Source organism: Sulfuricaulis limicola (assembly GCF_002355735.1).
Lineage (GTDB): Bacteria > Pseudomonadota > Gammaproteobacteria > Acidiferrobacterales > Sulfurifustaceae > Sulfuricaulis > Sulfuricaulis limicola.
In genome coordinates, this window is record NZ_AP014879.1 from 2,035,230 (window position 1) to 2,051,182 (window position 15,953).

Annotated in this window: 15 protein-coding genes; 6 read left to right on the top strand and 9 right to left on the bottom strand. The window is 60.8% G+C overall.

Annotation, left to right across the window (positions count from 1 at the left end; translation table 11 throughout):
• The first annotated feature begins 29 nt into the window (after positions 1–29).
• The 4 genes from purB (at position 30) to SCL_RS09725 (ending at position 3,608) form a co-directional block, all read left to right on the top strand.
• A complete protein-coding gene (gene purB / locus SCL_RS09710) occupies positions 30–1,418 on the top strand; it encodes an adenylosuccinate lyase (RefSeq protein WP_096361927.1) in 1,389 nt (462 codons plus the stop codon).
• Between the two features lie 332 nt (positions 1,419–1,750).
• Positions 1,751–2,266 (top strand): DUF7931 domain-containing protein, encoded by a 516-nt coding sequence (locus tag SCL_RS09715; protein WP_096361032.1) that lies wholly within the window; start codon positions 1,751–1,753, stop codon positions 2,264–2,266.
• Positions 2,267–2,280: 14 nt separating this feature from the next.
• On the top strand, positions 2,281–2,748 hold the full coding sequence (locus SCL_RS09720) for a C40 family peptidase (protein ID WP_096361033.1): 468 nt from the start codon (positions 2,281–2,283) through the stop codon (positions 2,746–2,748).
• A gap of 56 nt (positions 2,749–2,804) precedes the next feature.
• Positions 2,805–3,608, top strand: a complete 804-nt coding sequence (locus tag SCL_RS09725; RefSeq protein ID WP_172426013.1) for a hypothetical protein — start codon at positions 2,805–2,807, stop codon at positions 3,606–3,608.
• A gap of 6 nt (positions 3,609–3,614) precedes the next feature.
• On the opposite strand, the gene SCL_RS09730 is transcribed toward SCL_RS09725, so the two are convergent.
• Entirely contained in the window at positions 3,615–3,980 is a 366-nt protein-coding gene (locus SCL_RS09730) for a thioredoxin family protein (protein WP_096361035.1), read from the bottom strand.
• Positions 3,981–4,111: 131 nt separating this feature from the next.
• Positions 4,112–4,306, bottom strand: coding sequence for a twin transmembrane helix small protein (locus SCL_RS09735; RefSeq protein ID WP_096361036.1), 195 nt, complete (start codon positions 4,304–4,306; stop codon positions 4,112–4,114).
• A gap of 125 nt (positions 4,307–4,431) precedes the next feature.
• On the opposite strand from SCL_RS09735, the gene SCL_RS09740 reads away from it, so the two are divergent.
• Positions 4,432–5,598 (top strand): hypothetical protein, encoded by a 1,167-nt coding sequence (locus tag SCL_RS09740; protein ID WP_096361037.1) that lies wholly within the window; start codon positions 4,432–4,434, stop codon positions 5,596–5,598.
• A gap of 19 nt (positions 5,599–5,617) precedes the next feature.
• Here the strand turns inward: SCL_RS09740 and SCL_RS09745 are convergent, their stop codons facing one another.
• Complete coding sequence (locus SCL_RS09745; RefSeq protein WP_172426014.1) at positions 5,618–6,445, bottom strand: class I SAM-dependent methyltransferase; 828 nt, start codon at positions 6,443–6,445, stop codon at positions 5,618–5,620.
• A gap of 513 nt (positions 6,446–6,958) precedes the next feature.
• Here SCL_RS09745 and SCL_RS09750 point away from each other — a divergent pair.
• The gene (locus SCL_RS09750; protein ID WP_148665071.1) at positions 6,959–8,017 is read left to right on the top strand and encodes a zinc ribbon domain-containing protein; all 1,059 of its coding nucleotides are present in this window, start codon (positions 6,959–6,961) and stop codon (positions 8,015–8,017) included.
• An 18-nt stretch (positions 8,018–8,035) separates the two neighbouring features.
• Here SCL_RS09750 and SCL_RS09755 read toward each other — a convergent pair whose 3' ends face one another.
• The 6 genes from SCL_RS09755 to SCL_RS09775 all read right to left on the bottom strand — a co-directional run bounded on the left by SCL_RS09755 (position 8,036) and on the right by SCL_RS09775 (position 15,806).
• Positions 8,036–10,486, bottom strand: a complete 2,451-nt coding sequence (locus SCL_RS09755) for an EAL domain-containing protein (protein WP_096361040.1) — start codon at positions 10,484–10,486, stop codon at positions 8,036–8,038.
• Positions 10,483–10,872, bottom strand: coding sequence for a YgaP family membrane protein (locus SCL_RS09760; protein WP_096361041.1), 390 nt, complete (start codon positions 10,870–10,872; stop codon positions 10,483–10,485). The genes SCL_RS09755 and SCL_RS09760 overlap by 4 nt, the downstream gene beginning before the upstream one ends.
• 219 nt (positions 10,873–11,091) lie before the next feature.
• Positions 11,092–11,790 (bottom strand): general secretion pathway protein GspB, encoded by a 699-nt coding sequence (locus SCL_RS09765; protein ID WP_096361042.1) that lies wholly within the window; start codon positions 11,788–11,790, stop codon positions 11,092–11,094.
• 2 nt (positions 11,791–11,792) lie between these two features.
• The gene (locus SCL_RS09770) at positions 11,793–13,490 is read right to left on the bottom strand and encodes an ExeA family protein (protein ID WP_096361043.1); all 1,698 of its coding nucleotides are present in this window, start codon (positions 13,488–13,490) and stop codon (positions 11,793–11,795) included.
• A gap of 448 nt (positions 13,491–13,938) precedes the next feature.
• Positions 13,939–14,127 (bottom strand): hypothetical protein, encoded by a 189-nt coding sequence (locus SCL_RS14120; RefSeq protein WP_148665072.1) that lies wholly within the window; start codon positions 14,125–14,127, stop codon positions 13,939–13,941.
• Positions 14,128–14,462: 335 nt separating this feature from the next.
• Positions 14,463–15,806: an FAD-binding oxidoreductase gene (locus tag SCL_RS09775; protein WP_172426015.1), complete on the bottom strand. Its 1,344-nt coding sequence runs from the start codon at positions 15,804–15,806 to the stop codon at positions 14,463–14,465.
• Between the last annotated feature and the right edge of the window lie 147 nt (positions 15,807–15,953).

Below are 15,953 nucleotides of genomic sequence, written 5' to 3' on the forward strand. Positions count from 1 at the left end.
GCATGAACAAACCGAACAAACCGGATGTATTGCCGCTGAATTCACTTACCGCCCTGTCGCCGCTCGACGGCCGCTACCAGTCCAAAACTGCCGAACTCCGACCGCTCTTCAGCGAATACGGCCTGATCCGTCACCGCGTGCTGGTGGAAATCCGCTGGCTGCTGGCGCTGGGCGATCACAAAAAGATCAAGGAAGTTCCACCCTTCTCCGCCGCCACGCAAAAGCTGCTGAATGGCATCGTCGCGGATTTTTCCGAATCCGATGCCCGGCGCGTGAAGGAAATCGAGGCGACCACCAACCACGACGTCAAGGCCATCGAATATTTCCTCAAGGAAAAAACGCGCGACAATAAAGAGATTTCGCGCTGCACCGAATTCATTCATTTTGCCTGCACCTCGGAAGACATCAACAACCTCGCTTATGCCCTGATGCTGAAGCAAAGCCGGGACGCGGTGCTGCTCCCGCGCCTGGATAAACTGATCGCCGCCATGACCGACCTCGTCAGCCGCCATGCCGACCAGCCGATGCTGGCGCGCACCCATGGCCAGCCGGCCTCGCCCACCACCCTGGGCAAGGAAATGGCGAATTTCGCGTATCGCCTGATGCGCGCGCGCCGGCAGGTGGCCGAGGTGCCGATACTCGGCAAGATCAACGGCGCGGTGGGCAATTACAATGCGCATCTCGCGGCCTATCCGGAGGTCGACTGGCCGGCTTTCGCCAAAACCTTCGTGGAGAAGAAGCTGGGGCTGGAGTGGAATCCCTACACCACCCAGATCGAACCGCACGATTACATCGCCGAACTGCTCGATGCGGCGGCGCGCTGCAACACCATCCTGATCGATTTCAACCGTGACGTGTGGGGCTACATCTCACTCGGCTATTTCAAGCAGAAAGTGGTCAAGGGCGAGGTCGGCTCTTCCACCATGCCGCACAAGGTGAACCCGATCGATTTCGAGAACTCCGAGGGCAACCTGGGGCTGGCCAATGCCCTGTTCCGCCACCTGGCCGAGAAGCTGCCGGTGTCGCGCTTCCAGCGCGATTTGACCGACTCCACCGTGCTGCGCAATCTCGGCGTCGCCTTCGGCTACATGCTGCTCGCCGGCGACTCCTGCCTCAAGGGCATCGGCAAGCTCGAGGTCAACGCGGAGCGCCTGAAGCAGGACTTGGACCTGAACTGGGAGGTTCTGGCCGAGCCGGTACAGACCGTGATGCGCCGCCACGGGGTCGAGCAGGCCTATGAAAAACTCAAGGAACTCACGCGCGGCAAGGGCGGCATCACCCGCGAATCCATGCAGGCCTTCATCCGCACGCTCGCCATCCCCGATAACGCCAAAAAACGCCTGCTGGCGCTGACGCCCGAGACCTATATCGGCAATGCCGCCGCCCAGGCCAGGGGTCTCGCCAAGGCGAAGCGCTGATCCGGCCCGGTTACCTGCCCTGATGGGCATGCCATCCCTGGCGAAACGTTGTAGCCCAAATCCGGCCCCAGCCTCGCCCAGCAGCGCTACGCCTCCGGCTCCGCTTGCTGGTCCAGGGCAAGCCATCCTTGGCTTGCCCGTTCGGCGGCATGAACGTCCACTGGACGTTCATGCCATCCCCGCCTCACCCATGGCGAGGCGCTCGCCGGGCACATGCACGTTAAGTGCATGTGCCACAACTCCGGCTCGCCCGAACCCGGCATCGTTCCCGTAGTCTATATATATCTTGATGGCGCCGGTTTTCCGCCATCCGGAGAATTTTCATCACACACATGGAAACAGCCAAGAATTCACCCGCTCCCGAAACCCCGCCGCAACGCCGGATCATCCGGGATCGCACCGAGATCAGCAATTTTCTGGCGACACTCGCGGAGAACGCCACACGCGAGATCGTCATCTTCGCGCCCCACCTGCAGGGTGCGTTTTTCAACAGCTCCCGTTTTGCGCGCGCACTGGCGAGCTTTGCCGCACGGCATCGCCAGAATCTCGCGCGCATCGTGGTCGAAGACACGGACCAGGCGCTGCGCGACAACGACCGCCTGGTCGGATTGTGTCGGCGCCTGAGCGACTTCATACACATGCACCAGGTCGCCGAGGAACATCTGGGCATCCGCGAAATGTTCATGGTCGTGGACCATCGTGGCTATCTGCATCAGCAGGACACCGACAAGCCCGATTGTGTGACCCATGCGCACGACAGTCACGAGGCGGTGCTGCTCACGCGGCGATTCAATGAATTGTGGGATCGCAGCGAACCTATCGTGGCGCTGCGCGCGTCAGGGCTGTAGGCTCCGGGATTACCATGCGATTCGGGACCATCACCCTGCTGGCGAATCTTGCCGTCCTGGCCGTGCTGTCCGGATGCGGTCACACGCCCGCGGAGGAATCCATCCCGCCATTGGCCAGCCGTGCAGCGGATCAGGCACTGGCCATGGTCGGCAAACCCTATCGGTATGGCGGCAACACCCCGAAAGGTTTCGATTGCAGCGGTCTGGTGCAATACAGCTATGCGCGTGTCGGTGTGAGGCTTCCGCAGGGCACCCGCAACTTGCTGCAGATATCCCAACCCATTTCCCGCCACAAGCTGAGACGCGGCGACCTGGTGTTCTTCACCCAGGAAGGCAGGCGCTCGTCGCATGTCGCGCTCTATCTTGGCGACGACCGCTTTGTACATTCGCCTTCCAGCGGCAAAAAAGTGCATGTCGCCGGCTTCGACGATGCCTACTGGCAACGTCATTTCACGGAAGCGCGACGCCTCGAGATCGATTGACAATGGCGTATGGCCGTTCTGCCATTCGTTCTCTGTTGATTGCTATTGCGGTCCTGTTGGCCATAACCCCCGCGGATGCCGACGAAGCCCGCGTCATCCAACTCAAGCATCGACCCGCGAGCGAAGTCATGCCACTGATCCGCCCTTTGCTGGGACCGGAGGACGTGCTGAGCGGCATGGATTTTCGCCTGATCATCCGCACCTCGGACCGGAACCTGAAAGAGGTCGAACGGCTCCTGGCGCAGGTGGATGTGGCGCGCCAGCGTCTGCGCATCACCGTGGAACAGGCGGTTGTCGGGGATGGCGCCACCACGTCCCAGTCGGTCACGGGATCCACGCAGATCGGCGACAAGGCTCGCATTACCCTGCCCGGCAAAGCCGCGGAAGATGGCGGGCTCGTGGTGGAAAAAGACGGCCTGCGGTACCAGGCGATCCGCCGCACCAGCAGAACCGGCAACGCCAACACCCAGATGATCCTGACCCAAGACGGGCAACGCGCCTATATCCGTGTCGGCCAGTCGGTGCCGCACGTGAGAAAAATACTGGCACTCAGCCGCCGACAGCAGGTGTTGATACAGGATATCGATCTTCAGGATGTCACCACCGGCTTCGAGGTATTGCCGCGTGTACATGGTGACCGGGTGCTGGTCGAGATCACGCCACGTCTGTCATCGCTGAGAGATCCCGCCACTGGCCTGGCTGACTTTCAGGAGTTATCCACGACGGTGGAAACCAAGCTGGGGGAGTGGCTGGACCTGGGTGAAATTCTGGGAAACCGCGGCGAAGTTGAGCGCGCGATTCTGGAAAGCGCCAGTACGAGCGCGGGCGAACACCGCACCGTCAGAATCAGGATTGAATAAGCACTTTCAGGGAACGACGGCAGCCGCCGAGGTTCCGGGAAGGTGATCCGAGAGAAAAATACGGACCTGCTGTTCCGTGCGCGCGCCACTGAAACGCCCGACTTCCCCGCCCCCGACGAACAGGATAACGGTGGGAAAACCGCGCAGCTGGTAACGCCCTGCCAGACGCATGTTGTCATCCACTTCCACCTTGGCCAGCAGCACTTCACCCTGGATACCGCGGGCAACCTTCTCCAGCACCGGCGTCAGGACACGGCAGGGCGGACACCAGTCGGCCCAGAAATCCACCATCACCGGTCGATTCCGGGAGACCTCCAGTACTTTTTCGGTGAAATCCTGCTCGGTGACATCAAAAACGGGAGGCTGATGCATTGCTTCTTTTCAAAAACGAAGGGAAGGTATTGCCGGTAAAAAGCAATGCCATTTTACCGGCAAACAAGCAACCGATCAAAACGCGCCCGCTCTCTGGCAGAGAGGGCGATTCAAGACGGACAATACGACGACTAGCGCGCGACAACGAATAAGGCAAGAAGCAAAAGCAACAACGTGATGCCTTGCAGGCCGACACGGGCGAACATCAGCTGGTGGCCGTGGCGCTGGTCGAATTCACCACCCTGCGCCATGGACACGATGCCTGAAATCAAAACACCGGCGGTCGCCAACATTCCAATAACAATAATCGCGGTGAGCACGGTCATGAAATACCTCCTTTTGACGATGGATGGCCGTTAAGCGATTTCCATTTTCAGCTCACGCGCGCACGCTGCCTTGATGCGCGTCAATCCTGTTGTTTTTACCGGCGAAAAAGCTATAGTCGCGCGCCATGAACGCGCGCCAAGACAGACTCCTGACCGAACTCCTGAGCCAGCCGACCGCCCCGTTTCGCGAAGAACACGTGGCCGCGGTAGCGCAGCGCGTGCTGAAACAGGCAGGTATCCCCTTTTTCCGCGACCCTGTCGGCAACGTTGTCATTGGTTGTGCCTCGCGCGCCGATTATCGCCGCCTGGTGCATGACAAGAACGGGGAACCATTGCGCCTGTTCATCGCGCACATGGACCACCCCGGATTCCACGGCACGCGCTGGCTGTCGGACACGCGGCTCAGGATCAAATGGCACGGCGGTTCGCCCGTCAGGCATCTGGCCGGAAGCCGCGTCTGGCTGGCAACGGCGGAAGGTTACTGGACCGAAGGCAGGCTCGGCCGGGTGCGGCTGCTCAAATCCGGACACGCCATCGATACCGCCGAAGTGCGGATCACCGGCGCCAGAAATGGCGCGCGGCTGAAGGCGGACACACTATACGGTGGCTTCGGGTTCCGCGCCCCGGCATGGCGTGCCGGAAAAAAAATCTACACCAAGGCGGCGGACGATCTCGTCGGGGTTTTCGCCATCCTCAGCACGGCGCTGGATCTCCACAAGAAAAGCCGCGGCAAAAAAACGCTGCCATTTCTCGGATTGCTGACACGCGCCGAGGAAGTCGGCTTTGTCGGCGCCATCGGTCATTTCGAGTTGGGCTGGCTTTCCGGCGCGCCACGGCCGGTGATCGCCGTGAGTCTTGAGACCTCGCGCACCCTGCCGGGTGCACTCGTGGGCCAGGGGCCGGTGGTGCGTCTGGGCGACCGGCGCACGGTATTCCATTCCGGTTACCTGAAAGTGCTGACCGACGTCGCGCTGAAGGCGTTGCCGGGAAAACACCAGCGCCGCGTCATGCATGGCGGCACCTGCGAGGCCACGGCCGCGATCGCCTATGGCTTGCCCGCCATCGGCCTGTCGGTGCCACTGGGCAATTATCACAACGAGGGATTCGAAGGCGGCCCCGGCTGCCGCGCACCGCGCGGCCCGGCGCCCGAGTTCGTGCATCGCGACGACATCGAGGGCCTGCTGAAACTGTGCCGGGAACTGATGCGACAAGGCTTGCACTGGGACGAGCCGTGGCAGGACCAGCGCCGGCTGATGCACCGGAGACTGCGCGAATACCGCCGGTTCCTGTGAAGACCGGCGGCGCGAGAAGCTATGGCTTGGTGCCGCCGGCAATATGCGCTTCGATGTCGAGCCACAGCCCCTGTTCGTCCGACAGCGGCTTTACCTCGGCCAGATGCTCGTCCTTGAACGTTTCGCGCCGCGATGGCGGAATCTGTTCGATCCAACCGCGCGTGCCGCTGTTCCACAACACATCCCACCACTGGGATTCGTCCTTGAGATGGTAGCCGAATTGCTCTGTCATCACCTCGGCCTGTCGCAATCCGGCGCCCTCCATCAGCTCGCGACAACGCGCGGGGTCGGCGAGGCGCATGCCCGCCGGAACCGGGTCGTCGGGTGACAGGACCCCGTACTGCTGGAGCCGTTCGATGAACCGCTGCATCATCGGCTGGAACGCGCTTTTTCCGAACGTGGTGAATACGACGCGCCCTCCCGGCTTGACGACGCGCACCCATTCCCGGAGCGCCGCGGACATGTCGGGCAGGAAAAATATGCCGAAGGAACAGACAACGTAATCGAAATAATCGCGGCGGAAGTCGAGCTTCTGCGCGTCCATCGCGTGCAGGTCGATATTGCGAATGCCGAACTTGACGATTTTTTCCTGCAACCGGTCCAGCATGGCCTCGGCCAGGTCGACCGCCATCACCCGGCCGTCGGCGCCGACCGCCTGCGCCGCCGCCAGCGCCACTGCGCCGGTGCCGGTAGCGACATCCAGCAGCTTTGCCCCCGGCGGAGGGTTGAGCCGGGCAACCAGGCGATCCGCGCAAAAGGGAAAGAAACGCAGTGCCGGATCGTCGTAACCGGAGGCCACGAGGTCAAAAACAGGAATCACCGGCGCGCGCGGATCTGGCTGGCTCATTCGGGGAATCATGTCAGAACACCCGCCTGCGCAACAACCTGTTGCGCAGGCGGGGCGCGCCATGCGGCGGCCAGCGGTCCTGGGGATGGGGAACCCGGGTAGGGTTCCATGGATTCGACATATGCTGTTATATGCCGAACGCTCCTTGTCGTTTGATGGAGGATCGTCCCCAGGAGGATGTCCGCCAGCCGGAGGTCACGTATGTGACGTTCTCTGTGTAGCAGAGCCCCGGCGCCAAAACCTTGACGCATATCAATGCGTCCGGCGCCTTCATTCCTCGTCGCTTCGTGCCCGTACCGCGACCGGGCGCTGGCCGGGAAAACCTCCCATGGCCCGCAAAATGCCTGCCGCCGCCTTCTCGCCTGCAACCGGCCACGGGCTCAAAAAACAAGCCACCTGTCGGGCAGGCGGGCCCATACATCGTCATGCCACAGACCGGTTATTTGACCCAGCCTATACTTTTTTTGCGAAACCATGAATCAACCCACACCACTGAATGGACAAGGAAGTCCCGTGACGACGACAAGGAGCATTTTCCAGAAAACCTGCCCCGCCTGCATGATCACGCTCGCCCTGGACGCCAGGGAGTGTGCCTGCGGCCACCAGTTTGATCACGACGATAACGACCCCGCGCTTTCCTCGGAAGCGATCCGTTTGCAGGCCGAGGAACTCTACCAGAATTATCTGGCCGCGCGCGCCGAACAGGCCTCCAGCGCTGTCATGGCCGCCCAGTCCGAATCCGCCCGTGATCCGGCCAGTGCGCAAAAATCCCAGCGCATCGCCAAACTCATACAGGAAGCGGAAGCGGCCCGCGCCGCCCTGACCGCCCAATCCGAGCGTGTGGCGGAAATGAAAAGGGCCCTCCCCCCGGCCCCAGCCCCGGCCCCGGCCCCCGTGGCAGCAAAACAGAAAGTGGTGGAAATGAAAAAGACACTGCCGCCGGCGCCTGCACCGCGTCATGCACCTGTCACAGCTGCACCGAAGAAGAAGGCTGCTATCGCGAAACCTGTCGTCACGCCATCACCGGCACGGGCAGCCACCAGGGTTGTAAACAGCACCAGCAACGACACCGACAACGCCATCACAACTTCCCTGCTGACCCGGCGTGCGGCCAAGAAGGCCGCTTCAATGCCGGTGAAATCCAGACCGGTGCCCGCACCGGTGACGGCAAAACCGGAGACCATCCTGCCGCCGGTCCAGACCAAAGCACCCAATCCGGCGTTCCGCCAGGCCCAGGCGGCCCGGGCGGAAAAAATCCTGCGTCAGGCAGAAACGGCGGCGGCGGTAAAAGCGGTAATAAAGGAAGAAAGCGTCGTCGCTCCGAAAATTGCCGCGGTTACAAAGTCGGAGCCCAAGGCCCAACCCGCCGCCGCCCCGGTTCTGACCAAGTCCGCGCCACGTTTGCTGGGTGGGGACAAAAAGGAATGCCCGAACTGCACCGCCAGCGTTGACAGCAAGCTCAACCGTTGTCGCTGCGGTTTCGAGTTCCCGACCAGTGAATCGCTCATGCCGGCGCTTTCCATGAGCGAAGAAGAGCGCGCGGAATTCGCCAAGCTTTTCAGCTTTCCCTAGAAAAAACCCGCCGCCGTATCAGGTTCCGGTGGAACGCCGCTGGACAGCCTGATTGGCCGCGGCGAAAATTTCTTCCATCGGCGCCGGCTTGGCCACCCCGTAACCCTGCGCATAGTTCACCCCGATTTCGCCCAGCACGCGCAGGATTTCCCCGTTCTCCACGAACTCGGCGATGGTTTGCATTCCCATGGCATGACCGATCTGGTTGGCGGCCTCGACCACGGCGCGGTTGACGGGGTTGCTGGTCATGTCGCGCACGAAACTGCCGTCAATCTTCAGATAGTCCACCTTCAGGGTCTGCAGATAACCGAAGGAACTCAGGCCGGTGCCAAAATCGTCCAGCGAGAACCTGCAACCCATGCCTTTCAGCACCGCGATGAAACGCGTGGCCTGCGTGAGGTTCGCCACCGCCGTGGTTTCGGTGATTTCAAAACATATCTGCTCCGGCGAAACGCCGGTCTGCCCGAAGGCGTCAATGACGAATTTCATGAATGTTTCGTCACACAGCGACTGGCCCGAAAGGTTGATGGAAAATCTCCAGCCGGAAACGCTGCCGGCGTTCGCGGAAAATGCCTCAAAGGCCTTGCGCACCACCCAGCGATCAATGGAAGTCATGAGGTTGTAGCGCTCGGCCGCCGGGATAAACGCCAGCGGTGGCACCAGCTTGCCCTCTTCATCGAGCAGGCGTATCAGCAGTTCGTAGTGCGGGTTGCCCTGGTTGACGTCCGCCACCGGGGCGATCCGCTGGCAGTACAGACGGAAGCGGTCTTCCTCCAGTGCCTTGTTGAGACGCGACACCCAGCGCATTTCGCCGTGGCGCTGCTTGAGTTCGTCGTCGTCGAGGCGAAACACGTGCACGCGATGGCGCCCGGCTTCCTTCGCGGCATAACAGGCCACGTCCGCCGCGCTCATGATGTCGGTCACGCTCTGCTGGCTGGAGCTGATGGAAACCAGGCCGATACTGACACCGACGTCGAAGGCATACTCCTTCCAGACGAAGCGGAATTCCTTCACCCGCTGGAGCAGATTTTCGGCTATGCGCTTAGCCACGTCGACGTCGCAATGCTGGAACAAAATGCCAAACTCGTCCCCACCCAGCCGGGCGACGGTATCCGTTTCGCGGATACGGCTGCGCAGAATCGAGGCAAACTGGCGCAGCAGCTCATCGCCGGCAATATGACCGCAGGTGTCGTTCACGATCTTGAACTGGTCGAGATCCATGTAACACAGGGTATGCTCGTTCACCCCCGGGTCAGCCGAATTCACGGCCTTGGTCAGAATGCGTTCGAATTCACGCCGGTTGGCGAGGCCGGTGAGATCGTCGTGGCTCGCCTGATGCGCCAGTTGCTTGGCCATCCGCTGTGCACGGCTGACGTCGTGAATCACCAGCACGGTACCGATGAGCGGCCCGCCTTCATCGCTTCGAATCGGCGCCGCCGTATTGACGACGTCCACCTCCGACCCGTCTGGCCGTACCAGCACCACGTGCTCCACGCTGCCGGTAACATGACCGTCGCGCAGGCAGGCTTCCACGGGATTCTCCACGGGGCGCCGATGCTCTTCATCGATCAGCTGCATCACTTGCCTGACCGGCTTGCCACGTACGCTGTCGATTTTCCAGCCGGTGAGCTTTTCCGCCATGGGATTGAGATACTGGATGTTTCCGGCAGCATCGGTAGTAATCACCGCATCACCGATGGAATGCAGGGTCACCTCGATGAGGGTTTTTTCCGCGCGCAGGCTGGCCTCGGACAGTCGCACTTTGTCGAGCGCTTCCCGCAGCTCCCCTTGCTTCAGGGTGATGAAATCAAGCGCCTTGTTGATGAACCTCGCCAGAAAGCCGAATTCGTCGGTCCGGTCTTCCGGGAACCGCAGGGCGGTCTCGTCATGCGTGATGGACTTGGCGGTCTGCACCATGCGCTGGAACGGTTGCGTGAGGATTCTCCGCAATACCCAGTGCAGCGACAAGCCGAAGGACAGCAGCACGATACCCATGTAGATCAGTACCTGCTTGCGCTCCTGGGCGACGGCCTCATGCAACGGGGTGAAACTGAAATACGACATGCCGGCCCGGTGCGCGGATTTGTCGCCCGAAGGATGGAAATCGAAGCTGCGGGCAAACAGAACCTGGTCCGGCCGGCGCTGTCCGTGCAGATATGATTTTCCGTTCAGGCTGATTTCGATGGCTTCTACCCGATATTGCAGTATCAGACCCTGCAATTCCTGTTCGATGCGTTCGCCAGAGAGCACTATTTGATTGTGCAGAAAACTTTCCAGGTCGTACGCCAGTCCGTTGGCACGGCCGGCGTAGTCCGTGGTGATTCTCGCTTCGCTGTTGTGCAGCAGGGAAAATGAAATCCCCATGCCGGCCACGATCATGAACCAGAAAACAATGACCGATATCTTGGTCGACAGGCTGGACTGGACGTCATTATCCGGGCGCGCCGACAGATGGGGGTCGCTGATCATCTGAAGCCGACCCAACGGAAGCCCATCACCATGGGACAGATGCCGCTCAGGCCCGCGCCGAACAGGGCAAAACCGATGAACCAGGGAAAGAACCAGAGCTCCGTGCTGAAAACGACATAACTAACAATCAGAAACGCCGCCACCACCAGGCGCAGGGCGCGTTCGGCCTCGAAGTTGATCCGCGCCTTGTCCCCCGGAGACAGGGCACAGGCTGAACCGGCGGCGGAATCGCCCTGCAGGCGCGAAACCAGAGTCGGGATGCGCCAGTTGGTGATGCCTTCGAAAGTCAGCACCACGATGTAGCCATAGATCACCAGCCGCCAGTCAAAATACAGCGCTGCCAGCAATACGGCGCCTAATATGATGCGAAATGTGCGTTCGGTCATGGTTCCTCCGTTGCCTGAAGCAACCCGGGATATTGCAGGACTTGCCGACCATCTTTAAGCCCGTGATGGGGCGGGAAGCTGGCCAGAAAACGCCTGCGCCTGTACTAAAGATAGAGCAATATCCATGCCCGTATCGGCAAAAACTGACCAAATTTAGAGGGAATTTGAAACAAAATCGGGGCCAAAGGCCCCGAAAAACACAGGAAAACCGCCAGCGAGCTAACGCGGGCGGCTCAGCTTGAAGCGTTCGCCCCGTAAGCTCAGCACCACACCATCCGGAACGATGTCTTCCACACGAATACCGCCATCGATCTGGCTGCCCTTGTGATATTCCCGGTTATTGATGAACAGGATCCGCTGGGACTCGTCGTGCGAATAGACATGGATGGTCACCGCCAGCGCCGGCAAGGCGCGCTGGAAATCCTGCGGCATTTGCTGCAGCAGCGGCGTGTCGTCCATGACGAGCGTGACGGGCGGAGCGGCGGCAGTCTTCATCGTCTCGGAACGGCGATTCACCGCAGGTTTTTTCGCGGTACGCGCCACGGTGACTTTTTTCGGTGGCGGCGCAGGGGCAGGAAGTTTGGCCTGTTCGGCCAGATCGGCCACGGGGGTGGTTTTACCGGCGCTTGATTCCGGAGCCGGTACGGGAGTCACCGGCACACTTGCCGGCGCCGCCGCAACCGGCTCGCTGGTCACGGGTGCGGGTGCCGCCGGCGGGTCAGGCAGATTGGCGACCGTGTTACGCCAGAACAGCAGGACAGCCGCCACGATCCCCAGCAATAAAACCGCACCCAGGGCAAGCCACCAGCCGTTGACCGGCAGCGCCAGGGAAATATTGTGCACGGCGCCGGTGCGCGGCGCCGATCCGGGTTGCCGCGCCTGCTGCGACTTTCGCAAGGCGTCCAGGATATACGACATGCTCAGCGCGCCTCCGTGGCCACGGTATCTGCAACCAAGGTGGGCGATGGCCCGGGAAAATAACCCTGCAATTTTGCGAGCGTGCTGGAACCGGCCACGCCATCGGCCGCGAGCCGGTGGCGGTTCTGGAATTGCATGAGTTGAGCCTGGAGTTCCTTGTCGAACAGATCGCTCGCGCCCGTCACCAGCGGCTCGCCGCGGTAGCGCGCCAGCGCATCGCGCAACCACAGGATGGTTTCGCCGCGATCGCCCAGGCGCAATATTTCCTGCCCCGGGGCCGGTGGTTTCCAGAGCAGCAGATATTTCCCGAACCAGAGGCGGCCCGCCTCCTGCACGTCAAATTCCTGGGGCGAACCGCCCATGGCCAGAGATACCGAGTCCGCCGTCAGGGCCGTCACCAGCACGTGGTGTTTATGGCCGGAAGTATCCTGCAATTCGATAACGGCGGGCCGGTTGTGCTCGCGCAGGTTGTTCCAGGTTCCGGTTTGATAAACGCAGTGCAGACCGGCGTTCAGCGCGCGCTCACAAGCAGTGGCGCCGGCCAGGGCGGAGTAATCCAGCCCCCAGCGCCCGAACAGCTCCTTCATGGCCGATTCGGTGTCGGTCTTGGCCTCTGCACTTCCGAGGGATGCCTCAAGCTTTGACACAGGCTCGACAAGCTTGGTCGCGGCATTGGCATCGGTGGCCGTCGCGACGGGGATCGCCCCGGCCGCGCTCACTGCCTTGGGACTGGCGGAAGCCGCCTCGGCGGAGACCGCCTCGGTGCTGTTCTTCCCGGACACAATCATTCGGGTCCAGTCCGGCCACCACTGCCAGGCGGCCACTACCAGAACAATAACCAGGGCTGACGCGATCGCCGGCGCGCGGGAAGCGAATCGCCGCTTCGGCATGGCGCCTTGCCCTATCTCCCTGGCCGCACGCTTGACGATGGACATATCCACCACCTGCCTGCCATGCGTGTAAGCCCCGAGCAGGGCGCGATCGCAGATCACGTTGATCAATCGCGGAATGCCGCCGGAGGCGGCATAGACCTGCTCCATGGCTTTTCTGTCGAACAATATCGCCTTGGCGCCGGCAACCCGGCAACGATGGAGAATATATTCGAAGTTTTCCTTGCGCGTGAGCGCCACCAGATGAAAGCGCGCCGTGATGCGCTGCGCCAGCTGGCGTAGGTCCTGCTGCGCCAGCATCTGGGCCAGTTCGGGTTGGCCGATGAGTATGATTTGCAGCAGTTTCTGCTTGGTGGTCTCGAGGTTGGTGAGCAGCCGCACCTGTTCCAGCACTTCGCGGCTGAGGTTCTGCGCCTCGTCGATGATGAGCACGGTGCGCCGGCCACGCGCGTGGGTTTGCAACAGGTGGGCGTTGAGCGCGTCGATCAGCTGCTTGAGGCTGGCCTGCTCGCCGGGATGCGGCACGCGCAGTTCATCGCAGATGGCGGCAATGAACTCGGCGACAGTCAGCACCGGATACAGGATCAGCGCGACGTCCACCCCTTCGGGCAAGCGCTCGACCAGGGTGCGGACCAGCAGTGTCTTGCCGGTCCCGACTTCGCCGGTCAGCTGCACAAAGCCTCCGGCCTCCGCCAGGCCATACTGCAGGTGCGCCAGCGCCTCCTGATGCCCCCGGCTCAGATAGAGATAATGCGGATCAGGCGGGATGGAAAACGGGTTTTCGTGCAGGCCAAAATACTGGAGGTACATTAGCCCGTCCTCGCTGAATGCCGGTGACGGTTCGTGGATGTCCGCATTTCGCGCCGGGCCATATTCCGACTGGAGTATCTCTGGTCCATCAATGCTTTCCTGACTTGCTGGTCGCCCGGGCCTTCGGCGCCGGACCTTATGGCCTCATACGATACCATTATTTGTCCGCGCCATGTGTGCCTGCGCCTGTATTCCTGATTTTCGGGATCCGGTCATGCCGGGAGAAGGAAAATTCGCCGCCGGCTTCAGCGTCATCCGCATAGTTGCCGGCACCTGTCTCCATGGCCTCGCGCACGGGAGAACGCGGCCAGCGCGCAGCGCGGGATTGGCGTCAGCCGTCCATACAGACTGACAGATCCAGCACGGGTGGCCGGTTTGAAAAAACAGGCTGGCGGTTCGAACTCTGTAAGAAGAAATTAAAAATTACACGGGGGATGAGGCAGAGGCACTATTGGCGGCGTCCGGGTTTCACGCTGTCGTCGCCGGAAGTTTTGGCGGCCTGAACGATCTTGCGCAGATCGGCCAGCTGCACCTGCAAGGCCTTGATCGCTTCCGCGACTTCCACGGATTCGCGACTGGTCTCGCCTTTGCTGATGTCACCGGTTTCCATCTTTGTTGCGCGTTGCGTTTGACTCATGTGAACCTCCTTGTGCGATTCCGACTTGCATGAGAACTCCGCTCGACAACTCCCCTGCGCCCGACAAAGAACAACATGTGTCGTAAATCAATTTAGGCGGAAAGCCGGAAGAATTACAAGTATAGATTGCGACATACCTGTCGGCGGCGGCGCTGCCCGCCCCGGCTGACGGCCGCCATTGGCAGGCCGATGAGCGCAAAAAGCGCATCGAGCCTGCCTTATGCCAGTGCGCTGGTATACGCCTTATGCGGGGATGCGACAGGTGTGTGTTTTTTGCAAATACCCTCTTGAACCATCAGCAAACCCAATTCCAGCAGGCTCGCACGGAAACGACGTTACTCCTTCAGAACGCATTTGCGGTAGAGATCCTTGAGCGTGCCGTCCGGATCGTATTTTTTCTTGAGTCGTTCGTAGGCGGGCCGGTTATATATTTCCCAGAACTGTTCGGGCGAAAAACAGGAATCCGAATACAGCGATTTCATTCCCTGCATGGCCATCACCTTCTGCTCAATCTGCCGGTTGTAATGCCCCGGCGGAAGTTTTTTTCTTCCGCGTATCACGTCCCAAAATCCGAAATTGACGTAGAGCTTTTGCGGATCCATCCGGTAAAGATCGAACCGGGCCTGCCTGTCCCAGGCCCGGGTAGGACATACCCATACCGGCATGAAACGGATGACATCATGATAGAATGCCAGAAATTCCGGCGCATGCTCGATCGGAATCTCGACATCCTGGATCACGGACTCGGTGTGGAAACCCAGCAGCCTGTCGAGCATGCGGGTAAGCTTCCAGCGGCTGTTGAGCCGCATGATTTTCGTGTAGGTAACCGAGTTCAGTCGTTGCCGTCCATAGAGCCGGCGGATAACCGGGTTCTGGGCCAGCAGGTTTTTCGAACACCAGAACCAGTCGGTGTCCCAGCGCCACAGGTAATCCGCCGTGGTCAGGAAATCTTCCGTGCGCTCGCGTAATGACTTGTAATAGATATGCTCATAGGTGTAATCGCTGGTATAGGGCGCCTCATCGGTGAACTGGCCGAGCGTGATAACCATGTCGTTTTGGCCAAACACCACGCCATCGACAAAATCAACATCCCTGCGTTCGCACTGCCGCGCCAGATCGGCGAAAAATACTTCCGGGCCGACGTGGCGAACATGGGTGAGTTTCACGTATTTTTTTACGGGCACCACCCTGGCCTTGAGCAGCAAGGCGTAACCCAGTGTCCCGTAGGAATTGGGGAAACCGTAGAACAGGTCGCGGTGCTCGTTGTCCGGCGTGCACAGCACGGTGCGCCCGTCCCCCAGAAGTATCTCCATCTCCTGCACTGTTTCGTGCACCAACCCATAGCGGAAGGAGGAGGATTCAATGCCGCAACCGGCGGTCGCGCCGCCGATGGTGATGGATTTGAGCTGCGGCACCACCGCCGGCATGACGTTGTGCCTCAGGCATTCGGTGACGAGCTTCGCATACGGCGTCATGCCCTCGACCACGACATGACCGTTCACGGCATCGACATGCAGGACATTGTTGAAATCCCGCACATCAAGCTTTCGCGCCGGCCCGCCATGGCGGTCACGAAACAGGTTGGAGGTGGTTTTTCCGAGACGTACATTTTCACCGCGGGCTGAACGCAGGGCCTCCATCAAACGCTGTTTCTTCTCCTGGTAACGGGCCATGTCCATGTCCCCGCCACAATACTGAATCCCCGCCATGGTTCCAATCCACCAGAACGTAAGCCGTTGTATAACCATGCCGCGCGCCGCCGATCCGCCTGTCGGGCGCGCCATTCCGGCAGCACCTGCAGGTGTTTTCCCTCGGCGAAAGGGCTT

Excerpts from the sequence above, each read along its gene's own strand:
- SCL_RS09715 (WP_096361032.1), top strand. The coding sequence starts at position 1,751 with ATGGAAACAGCCAAGAATTCACCCGCTCCCGAAACCCCGCCGCAACGC.
- SCL_RS09720 (WP_096361033.1), top strand. The coding sequence starts at position 2,281 with ATGCGATTCGGGACCATCACCCTGCTGGCGAATCTTGCCGTCCTGGCC.
- SCL_RS09730 (WP_096361035.1), bottom strand. The coding sequence starts at position 3,980 with ATGCATCAGCCTCCCGTTTTTGATGTCACCGAGCAGGATTTCACCGAA.
- SCL_RS09735 (WP_096361036.1), bottom strand. The coding sequence starts at position 4,306 with ATGACCGTGCTCACCGCGATTATTGTTATTGGAATGTTGGCGACCGCC.
- SCL_RS09740 (WP_096361037.1), top strand. The coding sequence starts at position 4,432 with ATGAACGCGCGCCAAGACAGACTCCTGACCGAACTCCTGAGCCAGCCG.
- SCL_RS09745 (WP_172426014.1), bottom strand. The coding sequence starts at position 6,445 with ATGAGCCAGCCAGATCCGCGCGCGCCGGTGATTCCTGTTTTTGACCTC.
- SCL_RS09755 (WP_096361040.1), bottom strand. The coding sequence starts at position 10,486 with ATGATCAGCGACCCCCATCTGTCGGCGCGCCCGGATAATGACGTCCAG.
- SCL_RS09760 (WP_096361041.1), bottom strand. The coding sequence starts at position 10,872 with ATGACCGAACGCACATTTCGCATCATATTAGGCGCCGTATTGCTGGCA.
- SCL_RS09765 (WP_096361042.1), bottom strand. The coding sequence starts at position 11,790 with ATGTCGTATATCCTGGACGCCTTGCGAAAGTCGCAGCAGGCGCGGCAA.
- SCL_RS09770 (WP_096361043.1), bottom strand. The coding sequence starts at position 13,490 with ATGTACCTCCAGTATTTTGGCCTGCACGAAAACCCGTTTTCCATCCCG.
- SCL_RS14120 (WP_148665072.1), bottom strand. The coding sequence starts at position 14,127 with ATGAGTCAAACGCAACGCGCAACAAAGATGGAAACCGGTGACATCAGC.
- SCL_RS09775 (WP_172426015.1), bottom strand. The coding sequence starts at position 15,806 with ATGGACATGGCCCGTTACCAGGAGAAGAAACAGCGTTTGATGGAGGCC.